Here is a 19091-nt window from a genome sequence, read left to right on the forward strand (position 1 = left end):
CCCCCATTTTGGGGGTGGCCCTGACGCATTTCCGTATCCGGAACAGGGGCCGGCACTCTCCCGTGCCGGCCCGCCGTTGGTCAGCCCCGGGTCTGCATGTCGGCGCGCAGGTTACGCAGCAGGCCCCCTGCGTCGCCGACCGAACGCCCCGGGAACATCGCCATCACGACGCTGCCGTGGTCGGCCCAGCCGCACACCGCGAAGTCGCCGCCTTCGCCGCTGGTGCTGCCGCACTTCATGACGCCGCCCAGCTCGCCTGCGGGCACCTCCCGCAGGCCGGTCACCGCGCCGGTCTCGTCGGACATCAGGCCGAAGAGGCTGTCCAGGTCCCGCTCCGGCTGCCAGAGCAGGGTGGTGCCGCCGAAGATGAGCACCGACCGCTTGTCGTCGGCCGGGTCGCGGTAGACCGTGCCGAAGCTGGTGTCCAGCTCGATGTCGGCGGCCAGGCCGCTGCGCAGGTAGTCCGCCGTGCTCTTGGCCCGCTCGCTGTCGTCGCGGGTCAGGCCCGCCACCCGGTCCGGCGAGGTCAACTGGGTGTCCTTCTGCTGCGCGACCCGCCACCCGCCGACACCCAGCACTCCCGCGCCGGCCAGGCCGACGACCAGTGCGGCCGCCCAGCCGATCCTGCGGCGCCGGGACCAACCACCCCGCGGCTCGTCGGGGTCGCCCCCGGGGTCCCGGGTGCTGAGCTGGATCGGCTCCTCGGTGAGCTCAACCGGCTCGCGACCGTCGTCGAGCGGGCGCTCAGTGAGATGTGCGTCGGACATAGCCGACACCGTACGCGAATGGCAGGTGGTGCACGTCAGGTCCGCGGAAGCCCTCCGTAGACTTTCCAGGGTGACCGACAGACTCGATGCCCGACGCCCCGACGCCCCCACCCTGGCCGGCCAGTACCAGCCCGGCGAGGTAGAGCAGCGACGGTACGAGCAGTGGGTAGCCGCCGGGCACTTCCGGGCCTCCGCCGACAGCGACAAGCCTCCCTTCACCATCGTCATCCCGCCGCCGAACGTCACCGGCTCGCTGCACATGGGCCACGCGTTCGAGCACACGCTGATGGACGCGCTGACCCGGCGCAAGCGCATGCAGGGCTTCGAGGCGCTCTGGCTGCCCGGCATGGACCACGCCGGCATCGCCACCCAGAACCTGGTCGAGCGTCAGCTCGCCGGCGAGGGCCTCTCCCGGCACGACCTCGGCCGGGAGAAGTTCGTCGAGCGGGTCTGGCAGTGGAAGGCCGAGTCCGGTGGGGCGATCCTCGGTCAGATGCGGCGCCTCGGCGACTCGGTCGACTGGGACCGGGAACGCTTCACCATGGACGCGGGCCTGACCCGCGCCGTCCAGACGATCTTCAAGAAGCTCTTCGACGAGGGCCTCATCTACCGGGCCAACCGGATCATCAACTGGTGCCCGCGCTGCCTCACCGCGCTCTCCGACATCGAGGTCGAGCACACCGACGACGACGGTGAGCTGATCTCCATCCGGTACAGCGACGAGGTCGTGGTGGCCACCACCCGGGCCGAGACGATGCTGGGCGACACCGCCGTGGCGGTGCACCCGGACGACGAGCGGTACCAGCACCTGATCGGCACCGAGGTGGAAGTGCCGCTGACCGGCCGCCGCATTCCGATCGTCGCCGACGCGCACGTCGACCCGTCCTTCGGCACCGGCATGGTCAAGGTGACCCCGGCGCACGACCCGAACGACTTCGAGATCGGCCAGCGCCACGACCTGCCCGCGCTGACCGTCATGGACGAGCGGGGTGTGATCACCGTGCCCGGCCCGTTCGAAGGGCTGGACCGGTTCGAGGCGCGGCCCGCGATCGTGGCGGCGCTGCGCGAACAGGGTCTGATCGTGGCCGAGGAGCGGCCGTACGTGCACGCGGTCGGCCACTGCTCGCGGTGCAAGACGACCGTCGAGCCGCGGCTGTCGCTGCAGTGGTTCGTCAACACCGCCCCGCTGGCGCAGGCCGCCGGCGACGCGGTCCGCGACGGCCGGGTCCGCATCGAGCCCGCCGAGCTGGCCAAGCGCTACTTCGCCTGGGTCGACAACATGCACGACTGGTGCATCTCCCGCCAGCTGTGGTGGGGGCACCGGATCCCGGTCTGGTACGGCCCGCAGGGCGAGATCGTCTGCGTCGGCCCGGACGAGCAGCCGCCGACCGGGGACGGCTGGCGGCAGGACGAGGACGTGCTGGACACGTGGTTCTCCAGCGCGCTCTGGCCGTTCTCCACCCTCGGGTGGCCCGAGCAGACCCCGGACCTGGCCAAGTTCTACCCGACCAGCGTCCTGGTCACCGGCTACGACATCCTCTTCTTCTGGGTCGCCCGGATGATGATGTTCGGCCTGTACGCGATGGACGGCCGGCAGCCCTTCGACGTGGTCGCTCTGCACGGCATGGTGCGTGACGAGCACGGCAAGAAGATGTCCAAGTCGTTCGGCAACGTGGTCGACCCGCTGGACTGGATCGACCGGTTCGGCGCCGACGCGACCCGGTTCACCCTGGCCCGCGGTGCCAACCCGGGCCAGGACGTCCCGGTCAGTGAGGACTGGTGCCAGGGCTCCCGCAACTTCTGCAACAAGCTCTGGAACGCCACCCGCTTCGCCCTGATGAACGGGGCGCACACCTCGGGTGACCTGCCGGCCGCCGAGCAGCTCTCCACCGTCGACCGGTGGATCCTCTCCCGGCTGGCGCACGTCACCGCCGAGGTCGACGAGCAGTTCGAGTCGTACGAGTTCGCCAAGGTGTGCGACCTGCTCTACCACTTCGCGTGGGACGACGTCTGCGACTGGTACGTCGAGCTGAGCAAGCCGGTGCTCGCCGAGGGCGGTGCGCGTGCCGACACCACCCGACGGGTGCTCGGCCACGTGCTGGACCAGCTGCTGCGGCTGCTGCACCCGGTCATCCCGTTCGTCACCGAGGAGCTGTGGCTCGCGCTGACCGGTGGCGAGACGGTGCAGAAGGCCGCCTGGCCGGTGGCCGACCGTTCGCTGATCGACGACGCCGCCGAGGCGGAGCTGGCCAGCGTGCAACGGGTGATCACCGAGATCCGCCGGTTCCGTTCCGACCAGGGGCTGCGCCCGACGCAGCGGGTCGCCGCCCGGCTGGACGGGCTGACCGGGGCCGGCATCGCCGCCCACGAGCCGCTGATCCGCTCGCTCGCCCGGCTGGACCCGGTCGACGAGGACTTCCAGGCCAGCGCCACGCTGGCCATGCCCGGGGCGGTGGGTGTCGCGTTGGACACCCGGGGGTCGATCGACGTGGCCGCCGAGCGGGCCCGGCTCACGAAGGACCGCGCGGCGGCCGAGAAGGAGGTCGCGCAGGCCCGGGCGAAGCTCGACAACCCGGCCTTCATCGGCAAGGCCCCCGAGCCGGTGGTCGCGAAGATCCGCGACCGGCTCGCCACCGCCGAAGCCGACCTGGTTCGGATCGACGCTGCTCTGGAGACGCTTACCTCGTGACCGACCCCACCGATTTCGCCACCGCCGAGGCCGAGCTGGCCGCCCGCGGCTTCACCCGTATGGTCTTCAAGCTGGACCGGATCGAGTCGCTGCTGGACCTGCTCGGCAGCCCGCAGCGGGCGTACCCGGCGATCCACCTCACCGGCACCAACGGCAAGACCTCCACCGCGCGAATGATCGACTCGCTGCTCCGGGCGTTCGGCCTGCACACCGGCCGGTACACGAGCCCGCACCTGGAGACCATCCGGGAGCGGATCAGCCTGGACGGCGAACCGGTCAGCGAGGAGCGCTTCGCCGCCGTGTACCGGGAGATCCGGCCGCTGGCGGAACTGGTCGACGCCGGCTCGGACGAGCCGCTGACGTACTTCGACATGACCACGGCGCTGGCGTTCGCGACGTTCGCCGACGCTCCGGTCGACATCGCCGTGGTGGAGGTGGGTCTCGGCGGTGCCGAGGACGCCACGAACGTCATCCAGGCCGGGGTCTGTGTCATCACCCCGATCGGCCTGGACCACACCGAGTGGCTCGGTGACACGCTCCAGGACATCGCGCTGGCCAAGGCCGGCATCATCCACCCGGGTGCCACCGTGATCTCGGCGGCGCAGGAGGAGGAGGCGGCCCGTCCCCTCCTGGAACGCTGCGCCGAGGTGGGCGCGACCATCGCCCGCGAGGGCGCCGAGTTCGGCGTGCTGAGTCGGGCCATCGCGGTCGGCGGCCAGGTGCTCACCCTCCAGGGGCTCGGCGGCATCTACGACGACGTGTTCATCCCGCTGCACGGCGCGCACCAGGCGCAGAACGCCGCGGTGGCGCTCGCCGCGGTGGAGGCGTTCCTCGGTGCCGGGACCACGCGGCAGCTGGATATCGAGGCGGTCCGGGAGGGCTTCGCCGAGGCCAGCTCCCCGGGTCGGCTGGAGCGGGTCCGGAACGCCCCGACCGTCCTGCTGGACGGCGCGCACAACCCGCACGGGATGGCCGCCACCGTCACCGCGTTGCAGGAGGAGTTCGCGTTCAGCAAGCTGGTGGCGGTCGTCGGCGTGCTCGCCGACAAGGACGCGTCCAGCCTGCTGGAGCTGCTGGAGCCGGTGGTCGACCTGGTGGTGGTCACCCGCAACAGCTCGCCACGGGCGATGCCGACGGCGGAACTCGCCGAGCTGGCCGCCGAGATCTTCGGCGAGGAGCGGGTCGAGGTGGCCGAGGAGATGCCGGACGCGATCGAGGTGGCGGTTGCGCTGGCCGAGGAGGACGTCCCCGGTGAGCTCAGCGGGGTCGGGGTCCTGGTCACCGGGTCGGTGGTGACGGTGGCCGACGCACGTCGGCTGCTGAAGCGATGACCGGCCCGGAGCGGGACCCGCAGGCCCCCGAGTTTCCGCCCACCGACCCGCCCACGGCCGAGCAACCCGCAGCCGATGAGCCGGCTCCCGGTCAGCCGCGACGGTCCGGGCTGCGCAACCCGGAGCGGGCGGTACGCGGCCTGGGTGCCGGGACACTCGGCCTGGAGGCGCTGGTGCTGCTGCTGGCCATCCAGCCGATCCGCGTGGTCGGCGGCGACCTGAGCGGCGCCGCGATCGGTGTCGTGGTGGCCCTGGCGGTGGTCGCCATCCTGCTCGCCGGCATGATGCGCCGCCCCTGGGCCTGGCACGCCGGCACCGTCCTGCAGGGCCTGCTGCTGCTGGCCGGGCTGCTGCACTGGTCGCTGTTCGCGTTGGGCCTCATCTTCGCCCTCGTCTGGGCGTACGCGTTGCACGTCCGCCGGGTCATCCTCGGCTGACGCCCGACCGGGTCAGGCGTCGGCGCGTTCCCGCCACTGGGTGAGGGCGATGCCGTGGCCGTCCGGATCGCGGAACGCCGCCGCCCACACCTCCAGCCGGGTGCCCCGGTTCACCACGCGCGGCGCGTACGTGAAGCGGACACCCGACTCGCGCAGCCGCCCGTACGCCGCCTCGATGTCGTCGACCTCGAGGTTGACGTGCACGAGACGGCGGCTGATCGGCGCCGCCCCGGTCACCTCCCGCAGCACCAAGCGAGTCGTGCCGGAGGCGAGCACGGCGTTGCCGGCGCCCTGGTCGACCTCGGTGAAGCCCAGCACGTCACGGTAGAAACCGAGCGACCGGGCCAGGTCGGTGACCAGCAGGGTGAGGCCCACCCCGCTGATCGGGGCGGCCGGGTCCGCGGCGGCGCCCTCGTCGTACCCGAAGATCGCCTCGTCCAGCTCCTCGGCGGTGACGGCCTCGCGTGCCTCGCCCGGCGTGGTGGGATCGTCCAGCGGCAGGTCGAGCGGGTCCAGCGGATCCGTCGCGAACGGGCCGGACCGCTGCGCGGGAGGTTGCTCGAAGCGGTGCGGGGCCGGTGGGTCGAAGGGCCCGTCCGCCGCCGGGGCGGGCCGGTCGTCCGCCGGCTGGTCGAAGCGGTCGGCGTCGGGCTCGTCGAAATGCTCCTCGGCGGGCGGACGCGGCGCGGGAGTGGCGCGCCGGGGCAGCCCGCCGCCGGCCTGCTGCTCGACCAGGACACCCTCCAGCACCACCGGGCCACCCGGGCTCTGGTGCACCACCACCGGCTCGCGCTCCTCGGGCGGGACACCGAGGTCGTCGCGCAGCGGGTTGGGGTCGAGAGGGTCGCGGAACACCTCGCCGGCGCGCGGATCGCGGAAGTCGTCCCGGAAATCGTCGTCCGGCGCGCGATCGGCCCACGGCGGCGCGTCCTGCTGGATCAGCACCTCGTCCAGAGGTTCGGCGTCGGCGAACTCCGGCGGGAGGTCGGCGACGGCCGCGGCGGTCTCGGCGTGGGTGAGCACCTCGTCCCAGAGGACCTTGACGTGGCGCTGGTCGTCCAGCGCGACGCGGATCGGCAGGGTCTGGCCCAGCGACGGCCACTTGGAGACCGGCACCCGTGGCTCGATGATCTTCTTGGATCGGGGCGGCAGGCCGGGCGCGTCGATCACCAGTTGCAGCTCACAGCGGCCGAACGCGTACTGGGTGGGTGGCTCGGAGGCGCTGTGCACGTGCCCGACGCCGACCACCCAGGTGCGCCCGCCGCCGCGCACGGTGGCCAGCGCGATCGCCAGCACCAGCAGGGCGACGCCGAGCGCCACGATGGCCCAGCTGGTCATGCCCAGCCCGAAGAGGACGACGAACGTGGCCACGGTGCCCAGCACCGTGCCGATCAGCTTGCGTACCGGCGCGATGGGTCGGTTCCCGCCATTCGCCACAGTGGACCTCCCGGGGGTCAGGGCCAGGCTAGGCCGGATCGGCCGCCGGGGGAAAGACCGGCCGCCGCGCCGGCGCCGGGACCGGGTCGCTAGGCTGACCGTACCGACCCCGAGCGTTCAGCGCGTACAGGAGGAACCCAGCGTGTCCAGCAACAGCCCGGATGAGCGCAGCCTCGTTCTGATCAAGCCCGACGCGGTCCGCCGCGGCCTGGTCGGCGAGGTCCTCTCCCGCTTCGAGCGCAAGGGGCTGCGGATCGACGCGATGGTGTACCGGACGATGGACGCCGCGCTCGCCGACGAGCACTACTCCGAGCACGTCGACAAGCCGTTCTACCCGCCGCTGAAGGACTTCATGACCGGCGGCCCGTTGGTCGCCCTGGTGCTCTCCGGCGACCAGGTCATCGACGTGGTCCGCGGGCTGGTCGGCGCGACCGACGGGCGCAGGGCCGTCGCCGGCACGATCCGGGGCGATTTGTCGCTGTCCAACCGGGAGAACCTGGTGCACGCCTCCGACTCTCCGGACAGCGCCAAGCGCGAGATCGCGCTCTGGTTCCCCGACCTCGGCTGAGACGCCCCAGCGCGGTCTGGCCGGCGGCGCCCCGTCTCAGTCGACCGGCCGCAGCTTCTCCGGATTACCGATCACGTAGATCCCGGTGATCCGGCCGTCTGCCGCCGTGACGCTCACCGTGTACCGGGTGCCGTCCTCGCGGGTCGTCAGCGCGGCGGGTTCCCCGTTCAGCTCCAGCCGTTGGACGGCCCAGCGATGACGCCGACCGTAGATCCCGGCGAAGAAGCGGGCGATCCGATCCGCTCCGCTGATCGGCTTGCGGGCGGCCGACACCCGGCCACCACCGTCGCTCCAGGCGGTGGCGTCCGCGGCGACCAGGCCGGTGAGCGTCGCCAGGTCGCCCTCCCGGGCGGCGGCCAGGAACGCGTCCAGCAGCCGTTCCCGTTCGGAGCGGCTGGCGGTGAACCGCCGCTGCTCCTGGCGTACCCGCGCGGTCGCCCGGTGGTGCAGTTGCCGGCAGTCCTCGGGAGTCCGATCCAGGATCTCCCCGATCTCGGCGTAGGGCAGTTCGAAGGCGGTGTGCAGGACGTACACCGCGCGCTCCGGCGGTGTGAGCCGCTCCAGCACGTGCAGCAGCGCGGTGGACAGCGAGTCGCGCATCTCCGCGCGGTCCAACGGCCCGAACGGGGAGGGCGCGGTGGGCACCGGCTCGGGCAGCCACGTACCCACGTACGTCTCACGGGTGGCCTGCCGCGACCGCAGCCGGTCCAGGGCCAGCCGGGTCACCACCCGGGACAGGTAGCGGCGCGGCTCGTCCACCGCCGACCGGTCCACGCCCAGCCAGCGCAGGTACGCCTCCTGGAGCACGTCCTCGGCGTCGTCCCGGCTGCCGAGCAGGCGATAGGCGAGCCCAAGCAGCATCGGCCGGTGCGCCTGGAGCGCACCGGCCGCCTCTGCTGCCCCGGTCGTCACACCTGCGCCGGAGGCTCCAGCCGCATCGTCACCGCGATCCGATTCCACACGTTGATTGTGGCGATCGCGACGACCAGGTCGGCCAGTTCCTTCTCCGACCAGACCTTTGCGGCGGTGTCCCACACCTCGTCCGGCACCCCGTGCTCGCCGAGCCGGGTGACCGCGTCGGTGAGCGCCAGTGCGGCGCGCTCCCGCTCGTCGAAGAACGGTGCCTCCCGCCAGGCGGCGACCGCGAACAACCGCCGGCTCGACTCGCCGCTGGCGAGGGCGTCCCGGCTGTGCATGTCCACGCAGAACGCGCACCCGTTCAGGATCGACGCCCGCAGCTTGACCAGCTCCAGCACCGTGTGGTCGACGTTGGTCTGGACGTACGACTCCATGCCCATGACGGCCTTGTACGCCTGAGGTACCACCTCGGCCGGGTTCATCCGTTGCACGACTACCTCCCTGATCGGTCCGACACCGTCACGACGGGCGGGGCGGGGTGTGCCGTGACAACCGGCCGCTGTGACGCCGATCATGCCGGCCGCGGCCGGCCGTGGGAGTCAGCCGCGGCCGGCCGGGACGGTGTCCGCCAGCACCTCGCGCGGGCGGGGGATCAGCTCGACCGGGCGGGCCGCGTCGGCGTCACCCGTCGGGCCGGCCTGCCCGGTGCTGTCGCCGTCGCGCGGACCGCGTCGGGTCACCCGGGCGGCCAGTCGACGGCCCACCTCGATCATGGGTAGCTCGACCCACCGGTAGAGCACGTCCGCGACGACCAACGCCACGACCACGGCACCGAGGAACACGGCGGTGCTGCGACGCCCCATCGCCGGCAACAGCCCGATCGCCACCCGCGCCGCGATGGACTGGACGAGGTACATCGAGTACGACCGCTCGCCGATGAAGACCAGCGGACGCAACCCCAGCCCCCGGGCGAGCACACTGCGCGAGAGCAGTGCCGGCAGCAGCAGGGCCGCCCCCGCGGCGTAGGTGCCGATCAGCGCCTCCTGGCCGAACCGGATCGGCCAGTACTGCACGGCGACCTGGAACGCGACGAAGACCACGATCACCGCGGTGGCCGTCACCGGGTGCGTCAGCGGTCGGACCAGCGCGAAACCTCGCCGGTGGTGCATGACCACCGCGGTCAGGCAGCCGAGCAGGATCGCCACGTAGTGGATCGGCCAGCTCAGCCAGGCGATGTCCGGCGGGATCATCGCGATGAACAGCACGATCAGGCCGGCGGTGACCGCCAGCCGGCGGCGGAAGGCGGCGGTCACCAGGACGAACGCGATGGCCGGCCAGAACAGGTAGAACTTCTGCTCGATCCCGATGGTCCAGGAGTGCAGGTACGGCGCGGTGCCCGGCAGGAGTTCGTTGATGAACAGCAGGTAGTACTTCATCAGGCGTTCGATCGTCTCGGCGCTGCCGCTGAGCCGGGCCAGCCCCCAGGTCAGGAAGAGCACCAGCAGGTAGACCGGCATGATCCGGAAGAACCGCCGCAGGTAGAACGCGCGCAGCGAGACCCTGCCGTACCGGTGCTCCTCACGCAGCAGCAGCGTCGTGATGAGGAAGCCGGAGAGCACGAAGAACAGGTGCACGCCGATCCAGCCGGTCAACCACTTCCAGGACGGGCCACCGTAGTGGAAGGCGAACACCATGATGGCGGCCACCGCCCGTAGTCCGTCCAGGGCGGGAAATCGACGCATGGCCTGGAATTCGTCGTATCGAAGCGAACGCACCGGCGAAGTTTGCGCGAGGGCGCCAGCCGGGTCAAGCCGGCCGGACAGCCGCCGTTTCCGCTCTGGTCACCCACACCGCCGATCGCGGCCAAGCCGCGATCATGACGTTGGCGGGCGGATGTGCCGCTGATCCGCCCGCCAACCTCATGATCGACCAGGTCAGAGGGGGGTGTAGGTCGCAGATGCGGGGCGGTCGTCGGGGACCCAGGCCGGCTCGGGGCGTTCGGGGAGACGGTTCTGCGGGAGCGGCAGGTGGGGCACGTTCCGGTCGGCGGGCGGGGCCGGTTCGGTGGGGGCGACCACCGGCGCCGGCGGGGACGTCCGGCCGCTCGCGGAGAGCCGTCGCCCGACCTGGATCATCGGCTGCTCCACCCACCGGTACAGCAGATCGGCGGCGAGCAGTCCCACCACGGTGGCGGCCACGAACAACTTCGTCCCGCGCGTCTCGTACGACGGCACCAGCCCGACGACCACCGCCACGGCGAGCTGCTGCACCAGATAGAGCGAGTAGGAGCGCTCACCCACGAACACCAGCGGCCGCCAGGAGAGCAGCTTCTGCGGCAGCCCGGGGGCCAGCATGGCGGGAAGGAGCAGTGCCACCGCCACCGAGTAGCCGGCGATCATGATCTCCAGCCGGGGGTGCTCGGTGGCCGGCCAGTAGTGCAGCGACAGGTGCGCGGCGACGAACCCGATGGACACGACCACGGCCACCACGGGACGGGTCAGGGGCCGGACCAGCGCGTACCCCCGGGGGTGGTGCATGACGATCGCCAGCAGGCAGCCCAGCAGGATCGACACGTAGTGGACCGGCCAGTAGGGCCAATCGGGCGTGAACGGGATCATCGCCGCCAGGCCGACGATGGCCAGCAGTGTCGCCGTGAGCCGGCGGCGGGCGCTCGCGGCGGCCAGCACGAAGGCGAGCAGCGGCCAGGCCAGGTAGAACTTCCACTCGATGGCGATCGTCCACGAGTGCAGGTACCCCAGCGTCGGCGCGAACTCGTTGACCATGAGCAGGTAGTGCGGCATCGAGTCGGAAACGGTCGAGCCCTTGCCGTTGAGGTGCGCCAGCGCGTACGTCGCCGCGAGCACCACGAAATAGACGGGCAGGATCCGGAAACCGCGCCGGATGTAGAAGGACCGCAGCGAGACGCGGCCCCGCCCCTCCTCCTCCCGCAGCAGCAGCGTGGTGATGAGGAAGCCGGACAGCACGAAGAACAGTTGAACGCCGGCCCAACCGGAGGTCCACGCCCAGCTCGGCCCACCGAAGTGGAAGGCGATGACGATCACCGCGGCGATCGCGCGGAGCCCGTCGAGGGCGGGAAACCGGCGCATCGCGCGGTACTGGGCGTAACTGATCTCGGTCACCCGGGGAATTCTGGTCACCGCCGCGATATCGAGTCAAGGCGGCGCGGCCGGGGCGGAAGCGGTGGTTCGGGCGGCGGCGGCATTACTCGGCGGCGGACCGGTGGGCGGGTCGAGTATCGTTGAGCACCGTAAGGCGATGACCCGGCCATCACCGGTGAGCCTCCGGAAGAACAGCCGGGTGACCGGCTTAGTAGAACCGGACGGGTCCGGCCCGTCACAGCCGGCCAATGAGCGGGCGGTCGCACGTCGACCGCCAAGCGGGGTGGTACCGCGGACCACCCGGGGGCGTCGTCGAGGCGTACCCGGACGGTTCGTCCTCGCAGACCCACTGACGAGTGAGCTGCGCGAGGAGAGCGACCCCCGATGGCCTATCCACTGCACGACCCGTCCGCCGCCGGTGTCCCGGCGAGCCCGGACCTGCCCGCGGTCGAGCGCCGGGTGCTGGAGCACTGGACGGCCGACAAGACCTTCGAGGCCTCCATCGAGGCCCGCCCGGCCGGTGTCGACGGCAAGAACGAGTACGTCTTCTACGACGGCCCGCCGTTCGCCAACGGCCTGCCGCACTACGGTCACCTCTTCACCGGCTACGTCAAGGACGTGGTGCCCCGCTACCAGACCATGCGCGGCCGGCACGTCGAGCGGCGCTTCGGCTGGGACTGCCACGGCCTGCCCGCCGAGGTGGTGGCCGAGAAGCAGCTCGGCATCACCAGCAAGGCGGAGATCATCGATCTCGGCGTGGCCCGGTTCAACGAGGCCTGCCGCACCTCGGTGCTGGAGTTCACCCAGGACTGGGAGCGGTACATCAACCGGCAGGCCCGCTGGGTCGACTTCACCAACGACTACAAGACCCTCGACCTGGACTACATGGAAAGCGTCATGTGGGCCTTCAAGACCCTGCACGACAAGGGTCTGATCTACGAGGGTTTCCGGGTGCTGGCGTACTGCTGGCGCTGCGAGACGCCGCTGTCGAACACCGAGACCCGGATGGACGACGTCTACCGGGACCGGCACGACCCGACGCTGACCGTGTGGTTCGAGCTGACCGCCGACGAGAGCGCGCCGGAGCTGCTGCGCGGGCCGGTCAAGCTCGGCGTCTGGACCACCACGCCGTGGACCCTGCCGTCGAACCTGGCGCTCGCCGTCGGCCCGGACATCGAGTACGCGGTGCTGGAGCGCGACGGGCAGCGCCACGTCGTCGGCGCGGCGCGGCTGGCGGCGTACGCCAAGGAGCTGGAGGGCTACGAGCAGGTCGGCACGGTGTACGGCCGGGACCTGGTCGGGCGCCGCTACACCCCGCTCTACGACTTCCTCGTCGAGCAGGCGGGCGAGAACGCCTACCAGGTGCTCGGCGCGGAGTTCGTCACCACCGAGGACGGCACCGGGGTCGTGCACCTGGCCCCGGCCTTCGGCGAGGACGACCAGAACGTCTGCAACGCCGCCGGCATCCCCACCGTCGTCACGGTCGACGACCACACCCGGTTCACCGGGCTGGTGCCGCCGTACCAGGGTGAGCAGGTCTTCGACGTCAACAAGCCGGTGATCCGGGAGCTCAAGGAGCGGGGGGTGGTGCTCCGGCAGGACACCTACACCCACTCGTACCCGCACTGCTGGCGCTGCGACACCCCGCTGGTCTACAAGGCGGTGTCGTCGTGGTTCGTCGCGGTGACGAAGTTCCGGGACCGGATGGTCGAGTTGAACCAGGAGATCAACTGGACCCCGGGGCACATCAAGGACGGCTCGTTCGGCAAGTGGCTGGCCAACGCCCGCGACTGGTCGATCAGCCGGAACCGGTTCTGGGGCTCGCCGATCCCGGTCTGGAGGTCCGACGACCCGAACTACCCGCGCCTCGACGTCTACGGCTCGCTGGCCGACATCGAGCGGGACTTCGGCGTACGCCTGACCGACCTGCACCGGCCGGCGGTGGACGAGCTGGTCCGGCCGAACCCGGACGACCCGACCGGGCGGTCGATGATGCGTCGGGTGCCGGAGGTGCTGGACTGCTGGTTCGAGTCCGGCTCGATGCCGTTCGCCCAGGTGCACTACCCGTTCGAGAACGCGGACTGGTTCGAGCACCACTACCCGGGTGACTTCATCGTCGAGTACATCGGGCAGACCCGTGGCTGGTTCTACACGATGCACGTGCTGGCCACGGCGCTGTTCGACCGGCCGGCGTTCCGCAACTGCCTGAGCCACGGCATCCTGCTCGGCTCGGACGGGCGCAAGATGTCCAAGAGCCTGCGCAACTACCCGGACGTCTACCACGTCTTCGACGCGTACGGCTCGGACGCGATGCGCTGGATGCTGATGTCCTCGCCGGTGCTGCGCGGCGGTGACATGGCGGTCACCGAGTCGGGCATCCGCGACGCCGTCCGCCAGGTGATGCTGCCGCTGTGGAACGTCTGGTACTTCTTCTCGCTCTACGCCAACGCGGACGGGTACCAGGCGCGGCGCCGCACCGACTCGACGCACCTGCTGGACCGGTACGTGCTGGCCAAGACGAACGAGCTGGTGTCGACGGTCGGCGCGCAGATGGAGGCGTACGACATCTCCGGCGCCTGCGCCTCGGTCCGGTCCTACCTGGACGCGCTGACCAACTGGTACGTGCGCCGCTCCCGGGACCGGTTCTGGTCCGGGGACGTCAATGCCTTCGACACGCTGTGGACGGTGCTGGAGACGCTCTGCCGGGTGGTGGCGCCGCTGGCGCCACTGACCGCGGAGGAGATCTGGCGCGGGCTGACCGGGGAGCGTTCGGTGCACCTGACCGACTGGCCGGAGGCGACCGAGTTCCCGGCCGACCACGACCTGGTCTCCGCGATGGACGCCACCCGGGCGGTGGCCTCGGCGGCGCTGTCGCTGCGCAAGGCCAAGGGGCTGCGGGTGCGGCTGCCGCTGCCCAAGCTGGTCGTGGCCTCGCCGGCGGCGGAGCAGCTGCGCCCGTTCGCGGACCTGGTCGCCGACGAGGTCAACGTGAAGGCGGTGGAGTTCAGCGCGGAACTGTCCGAGTACTGCCAGCAGGTGCTGACCGTGGTGCCCCGGGCGCTCGGCCCGCGGGTCGGCAAGCAGGTCCAGCAGGTGATCAAGGCGGTCAAGGCGGGCGAGTGGGAGCTGGTCGACGGCGCCCCGGTCGCCGCCGGGGTCACCCTGGCCGAGGGCGAGTACGAGCTGCGCCTGGTCGCTGCCGACGCCGAGCACTCCGCGCCGCTGCCCGGCGGCGAGGGCGTGGTGGTGCTCGACACCGAGGTCACCCCGGAGCTGGCCGCCGAGGGGTTGGCCCGGGACGTGGTCCGGGTGGTGCAGCAGGCCCGCCGGGACGCCGACCTGGACGTCTCGGACCGGATCGTGGTGTCGGTGTCGGCGTCCGAGGAGGTACGCGCGGCCGTGGCCGCGTACATCGACTTCGTGACCGGTGAGGTGCTGGCCGACTCCGTCGACTTCGACGAGGGCGTCGACGGCTTCGTCGGCGAGGTCGGCGAGGGTGACCGGGTGACGGTCGTGGTCCGCAGGGTATGAGTGGTCGGGGACGGACGGTCCAGCCTGGCCCGTCCGTCCCCGGATCCCGCTCCCGGGCCGCCCCCACGGCTCCCCGACGCCCGCCACCCGCTCCGGGCGGTGTGCGGGCGTCGGCTAACGTGACACCGCCTGTGCAACACACGACCGCCGGAGGACCAGTGCCCCTGCTCTACACCATCGGCAAGCTCACCGTGGCGCCCACGCTGCGGTTGGCGTTCCGCCCGACCGTGGAGGGGCTGGAGCACGTGCCGGAGACCGGCGGCGCGGTCTTCGCCGGCAACCATCTCTCGGTGGCCGACGAGCTGTTCCTCGGCACGGTGGTGCCGCGGCACCTGGCGTTCTGGGCGAAGTCGGAGTACTTCAAGGGCACCGGGGTCAAGGGTGCGATCTCCAAGTTCGTCCTCACCGGCCTGGGTGCGATCCCCGTCGAGCGGGCCGGTGGACGGGCGGCGCTGTCCGCGTTCGACGCGGCCATCCCGGCACTCAAGGGCGGAGACCTGGTGGTGGTCTACCCGGAGGGCACCCGCTCACCGGACGGCAAGCTCTACCGCGGGCGGACCGGGGCGGCCCGGCTGGCGCTCTCCGCCGGCGTGCCGATCATCCCGGTGGGCATGATCGGTACGGACAAGGCGCAGCCGATCGGCGCCCGGGTGCCGCGCCCCGGGACGGCCAAGATCACTGTGCGGTTCGGCAAGCCGCTGGACTTCACCGGCCGGCCGGATGACCGCACCTCGCTGCGGCAGATGACCGACGAGCTGATGAGCGAGATCCAGAAGCTCACCGGCCAGGAGTACGTGCCGCGCTACGCCCCGCCCCGCGCCCACCCGGACCCGACCCGCGGCGCCTGACCCACCCCGGTTCTCAGCTCCGTTCGGGCTGGACGATCTGCGCGCGCAGCGTGTTCAGCAGGTTCGCGCTGTCGGCGACGGAGAGCCGGGTGAACACGCCGGTGGCGATGCTGCCGTGGTCGACCGAGGTGCAGACCACCACGTCACTGCCCGAGGAACGGCCGGTCGCGCAGCGTTCGTGCCGACCCCGCACACCGGTGTCCACCGTCTCGGGGGCGTCCAGCGCGTAGCGCTCGCTGAGCCGGGTGATCTCCGCGTCCGCGTCCGCCTCCGGGCTGAACCGGAAGCCGGTGCCGCCGAAGATCGTCACCCGTTTGCCGTCCGCGGTGCCGTAGACCCCGGCGAAGGTGTCCTCGGCCAGCCAGTGCTCCTGGCGGACCTCGTTCTCCAACTGGCGGGCGGCCTCCGTGCTGCGGCTGTCCTGGCGCAGGCTCAGATCAGCCACCTGCTCCGGCACTGCCGCCCGGGCGGGGTACTGGGCCGAGATGGGGAAGCCGTAGTAGGCCGGGCAGCCGCAGCAGCAGGCCAGGGTGAGCAGCAGCAGCCAGGGCCAGCGGCGTCGCCGGCGGACCTTGACGGGCACGTACCCCTTGGGGGCCTGCCAGCCCGGCGGCGGTGTCACCGGTGGTGGTGCGGCTGATCGCCGGCCCCGGCGCTGCTTGGGCAGTGCGGGCGGAGGCGCGGGCGGAGACACCGGCCGGGCGGGCATGGCGGGCATGGTGGGCTGGACGGCCGGCGGCCGTGGAGCGGCCGGTGGCGACACCGGATGTGCCCCGACCGGGGGAGCGGGCGGACCGGACCACTGCCGGGTCGCCGGCGGGGCCGGGTAGTGCAGCGTCGGGGGCAGCGGGGGCAGCTCGGCGTGCGGCAGGTCCCAGCCGCCGGTGTCCACGCCGGCCCACGGGTCGACCGGGGTCCGCTGCTCGGGCGGCTCGTCCGGCGTGAGCGGGGGAGGCGGCGGCGGAGGGGTCGGCTCGGCCGACGCGCCCCAGGCCCGCCTGCGCGGCAGCGGAGGTGGCACCGGCGCGGAACCGCTCCACCGGGGCGTGGTGGCCGGGTCGGCGGGGGATTCGGCGGTAGCGGCGGGTGCGGGTCTGTCGGCCGGTCGCGGCTCGTCCGCCGGTGGGGCCTCGTCCGGGCCGACGGCCTGATCGGTCGGCGGTTCCGGCCGGTGCGGTGCTTCCGGCTGGTGCGGTGCTTCCGGCCGGTGCGGTGCTTCCGGCTGGTCCGAGGGTTGCGGCTGGTCCGACGGTACGGGTGGGGAGGTCGGCTCGTCGGCGACCGCCGGATCCTGGTCCGGCTCCGTGCCCGGGGTGCTCCCGTCGGCCGGACGGCCTGCTCCCGGCTGGGGCTCCGGCATCGCGGCAATCTCCTCTCGCGCCGGTCCGAGGTTAGTACCGTGCCGCCAGCCCCGCCGACCGGGCGTCATGGCGGCGTGCGCGCGGTCACGGCCGGGCGGGCGCGTACCCTTGGGCATCATGAGTGCCCCGTCCACGACGCCGCGCCCGGCCGCGACCAATTCCGTCTGGCCCCGGCTGGAGCCGCTGCTGCCCCAGGTCACCAAGCCCATCCAGTACGTCGGCGGTGAGCTGGGTGCGGTGGTCAAGGACTGGGACGCCGCGACCGTGCGCTGGGCGCTGATGTATCCCGACGCGTACGAGGTGGGCCTGCCCAACCAGGGGGTGCAGATCCTCTACGAGGTGCTGAACGAGCTGCCCGACACCCTCGCCGAGCGGACGTACGCGGTCTGGCCGGACCTGGAGAACCTGATGCGCACGCACGGCGTGCCGCAGTTCACCGTCGACGCGCACCGGGCGGTCCGCGACTTCGACGTGTTCGGCATCTCCTTCTCCACCGAGCTGGGCTACACCAACCTGCTCACCGCGATCGACCTGGCCGGCATCCCGATGCTGGCCGCCGACCGCACCGACGCCGACCCGGTGATCGTGGCCGGTGGGCACGCCGCGTTCAACCCGGAGCCGATCGCCGACTTCATCGACGCCGCCGTGCTCGGCGACGGCGAGGAGGCGGTCCTGGAGATCACCGCGATCGTCCGGGAGTGGAAGGCGGAGGGCTCGCCCGGTGGCCGCGACGAGCTGCTGCTGCGGCTCGCCCGCACCGAGAGCGTCTACGTGCCGCGCTTCTACGACGTGGACTACCTCCCCGACGGCCGGATCCAGCGGGTCGTGCCGAACCGGGCGGACGTGCCGTTCCGGGTGCACAAGCGCACGACGATGGACCTGGACGCCTGGCCGTACCCGAAGAAGCCCCTCGTGCCGCTGGCCGAGACGGTGCACGAGCGGTACGCGGTGGAGATCTTCCGCGGCTGCACCCGGGGCTGCCGCTTCTGCCAGGCTGGCATGATCACCCGCCCGGTGCGGGAGCGGTCGATCACCACGGTCGGGCAGATGGTGCGCGACGGGCTGGAGTTCTCCGGCTTCTCCGAGGTGGGCCTGCTGTCGCTCTCCTCGGCCGACCACTCCGAGATCGGCGACATGTGCTCGGGCCTGGCCCAGCAGTACGAGGGTACGAACGTCTCGCTGTCGCTGCCGTCGACCCGGGTGGACGCCTTCAACATCGACCTCGCGCAGGAGCTGTCCCGCAACGGCCGGCGCACGGGCCTGACCTTCGCTCCGGAGGGCGGCTCGGAGCGCATCCGCAAGGTCATCAACAAGATGGTGTCGAAGGAAGACCTCATCCGCACCGTCGTCACCGCGTACAGCAACGGCTGGCGGCAGGTGAAGCTCTACTTCATGTGCGGCCTGCCCACCGAGACCGACGCCGACGTCCTGGAGATCGCGGACATGGCGCACGAGGTGATCAAGGCCGGCCGGGCCGCGACCGGCTCCAAGGACATCCGCTGCACGGTCTCCATCGGCGGGTTCGTGCCGAAGCCGCACACCCCGTTCCAGTGGGCTCCGATGGAGCGCCCGGAGGTCATCGACCACCGGCTCAAGATCCTCAAGCAGGCGATCAACTCGGACCGGTCGCTGGGCCGGGCGATCGGCTACCGCTACCACGACGGTGAGCCGTCGCTGATCGAGGGCCTGCTCTCCCGGGGTGACCGCCGGGTCGGTTCGGTGATCCGCAAGGTGTGGGAGAACGGCGGCCGCTTCGACGGGTGGAGCGAGCACTTCTCCTACCAGCGCTGGGTGGACGCGGCGGCCGAGACGCTGCCCGCGTTCGGGGTGGACCTCGACTGGTACACCACCCGTCAGCGCGACGAGCTGGAGGTCCTGCCCTGGGACCACCTGGACTCGGGCCTCGACAAGGACTGGCTCTGGCAGGACTGGCAGGACTCGCTGTCGGAGTACGAGCAGGACGACTGCCGGTGGACACCGTGCTTCGACTGCGGTGTCTGCCCCTCCATGGACACCGAGATCCAGATCGGCCCCACCGGCCGGAAGCTCCTCCCGCTCACCCCGCTGGGTGGCAACGGCATGAAGGTGCCGGCGGGCGACCACCCCGCCTGATCGCGGGGCAGCGCCGGGTGCCGGTCACCCGCT

The 19091-nt window shown here is 71.7% G+C and carries 14 protein-coding genes; 7 read left to right on the forward strand and 7 right to left on the reverse strand.

The genetic code is table 11. The features are described from left to right. Positions 1–80 precede the first annotated feature (80 nt). Positions 81–767 (reverse strand): hypothetical protein, encoded by a 687-nt coding sequence (locus tag ACTWLT_RS24135; RefSeq protein WP_445320338.1) that lies wholly within the window; start codon positions 765–767, stop codon positions 81–83. A 70-nt stretch (positions 768–837) separates the two neighbouring features. Between ACTWLT_RS24135 and ACTWLT_RS24140 the strand changes: the two genes are divergently transcribed. The 3 genes from ACTWLT_RS24140 to ACTWLT_RS24150 are packed head-to-tail and all read left to right on the forward strand — an operon-like array spanning position 838 to position 5224. Then, the gene (locus ACTWLT_RS24140; protein WP_445320339.1) at positions 838–3456 is read left to right on the forward strand and encodes a valine--tRNA ligase; all 2619 of its coding nucleotides are present in this window, start codon (positions 838–840) and stop codon (positions 3454–3456) included. After that, complete coding sequence (locus ACTWLT_RS24145; RefSeq protein WP_445320340.1) at positions 3453–4787, forward strand: bifunctional folylpolyglutamate synthase/dihydrofolate synthase; 1335 nt, start codon at positions 3453–3455, stop codon at positions 4785–4787. Before ACTWLT_RS24140 ends, ACTWLT_RS24145 begins: the two co-directional genes overlap by 4 nt. Continuing rightward, positions 4784–5224 (forward strand): DUF4233 domain-containing protein, encoded by a 441-nt coding sequence (locus tag ACTWLT_RS24150; protein ID WP_445320341.1) that lies wholly within the window; start codon positions 4784–4786, stop codon positions 5222–5224. Before ACTWLT_RS24145 ends, ACTWLT_RS24150 begins: the two co-directional genes overlap by 4 nt. 12 nt (positions 5225–5236) lie before the next feature. Here ACTWLT_RS24150 and ACTWLT_RS24155 read toward each other — a convergent pair whose 3' ends face one another. Next, positions 5237–6661, reverse strand: a complete 1425-nt coding sequence (locus tag ACTWLT_RS24155; RefSeq protein WP_445320342.1) for a VOC family protein — start codon at positions 6659–6661, stop codon at positions 5237–5239. Between the two features lie 142 nt (positions 6662–6803). On the opposite strand from ACTWLT_RS24155, the gene ndk reads away from it, so the two are divergent. Then, complete coding sequence (ndk, locus tag ACTWLT_RS24160) at positions 6804–7229, forward strand: nucleoside-diphosphate kinase (RefSeq protein ID WP_252420166.1); 426 nt, start codon at positions 6804–6806, stop codon at positions 7227–7229. Between the two features lie 36 nt (positions 7230–7265). Here the strand turns inward: ndk and sigJ are convergent, their stop codons facing one another. From sigJ to ACTWLT_RS24180, 4 genes are all read right to left on the reverse strand, one after another. Continuing rightward, positions 7266–8189 (reverse strand): RNA polymerase sigma factor SigJ, encoded by a 924-nt coding sequence (sigJ, locus tag ACTWLT_RS24165; protein WP_445320343.1) that lies wholly within the window; start codon positions 8187–8189, stop codon positions 7266–7268. Beyond that, positions 8138–8569 (reverse strand): carboxymuconolactone decarboxylase family protein, encoded by a 432-nt coding sequence (locus ACTWLT_RS24170; RefSeq protein ID WP_256483702.1) that lies wholly within the window; start codon positions 8567–8569, stop codon positions 8138–8140. The genes sigJ and ACTWLT_RS24170 overlap by 52 nt, the downstream gene beginning before the upstream one ends. A 117-nt stretch (positions 8570–8686) precedes the next feature. Beyond that, complete coding sequence (locus tag ACTWLT_RS24175) at positions 8687–9862, reverse strand: acyltransferase family protein (protein ID WP_445320344.1); 1176 nt, start codon at positions 9860–9862, stop codon at positions 8687–8689. 159 nt (positions 9863–10021) lie between these two features. Further along, on the reverse strand, positions 10022–11227 hold the full coding sequence (locus ACTWLT_RS24180) for an acyltransferase family protein (RefSeq protein ID WP_445320345.1): 1206 nt from the start codon (positions 11225–11227) through the stop codon (positions 10022–10024). Between the two features lie 363 nt (positions 11228–11590). Here ACTWLT_RS24180 and ileS point away from each other — a divergent pair, with 363 nt between their 5' ends. Together ileS and ACTWLT_RS24190 are read left to right on the forward strand one after the other, a co-directional pair. Further along, complete coding sequence (ileS, locus tag ACTWLT_RS24185) at positions 11591–14737, forward strand: isoleucine--tRNA ligase (protein ID WP_445320346.1); 3147 nt, start codon at positions 11591–11593, stop codon at positions 14735–14737. Positions 14738–14895: 158 nt separating this feature from the next. Next, positions 14896–15585: a lysophospholipid acyltransferase family protein gene (locus ACTWLT_RS24190; RefSeq protein ID WP_445320347.1), complete on the forward strand. Its 690-nt coding sequence runs from the start codon at positions 14896–14898 to the stop codon at positions 15583–15585. A 13-nt stretch (positions 15586–15598) separates the two neighbouring features. On the opposite strand, the gene ACTWLT_RS24195 is transcribed toward ACTWLT_RS24190, so the two are convergent. After that, positions 15599–16945, reverse strand: coding sequence for a hypothetical protein (locus ACTWLT_RS24195; RefSeq protein ID WP_445320348.1), 1347 nt, complete (start codon positions 16943–16945; stop codon positions 15599–15601). 118 nt (positions 16946–17063) lie between these two features. Between ACTWLT_RS24195 and ACTWLT_RS24200 the strand changes: the two genes are divergently transcribed. Next, positions 17064–19058 (forward strand): TIGR03960 family B12-binding radical SAM protein, encoded by a 1995-nt coding sequence (locus ACTWLT_RS24200; RefSeq protein WP_445320349.1) that lies wholly within the window; start codon positions 17064–17066, stop codon positions 19056–19058. Positions 19059–19091: the final 33 nt, after the last annotated feature.

It is taken from the genome of Micromonospora yongxingensis, assembly GCF_052601155.1.

Bases quoted from the DNA above. Each gene is read 5' to 3' on its own strand.
- ACTWLT_RS24135 (WP_445320338.1), bottom strand. From the start codon at position 767: ATGTCCGACGCACATCTCACTGAGCGCCCGCTCGACGACGGTCGCGAG.
- ACTWLT_RS24150 (WP_445320341.1), top strand. From the start codon at position 4,784: ATGACCGGCCCGGAGCGGGACCCGCAGGCCCCCGAGTTTCCGCCCACC.
- ACTWLT_RS24170 (WP_256483702.1), bottom strand. From the start codon at position 8,569: ATGAACCCGGCCGAGGTGGTACCTCAGGCGTACAAGGCCGTCATGGGC.
- ileS (WP_445320346.1), top strand. From the start codon at position 11,591: ATGGCCTATCCACTGCACGACCCGTCCGCCGCCGGTGTCCCGGCGAGC.
- ACTWLT_RS24195 (WP_445320348.1), bottom strand. From the start codon at position 16,945: ATGCCGGAGCCCCAGCCGGGAGCAGGCCGTCCGGCCGACGGGAGCACC.
- ACTWLT_RS24200 (WP_445320349.1), top strand. From the start codon at position 17,064: ATGAGTGCCCCGTCCACGACGCCGCGCCCGGCCGCGACCAATTCCGTC.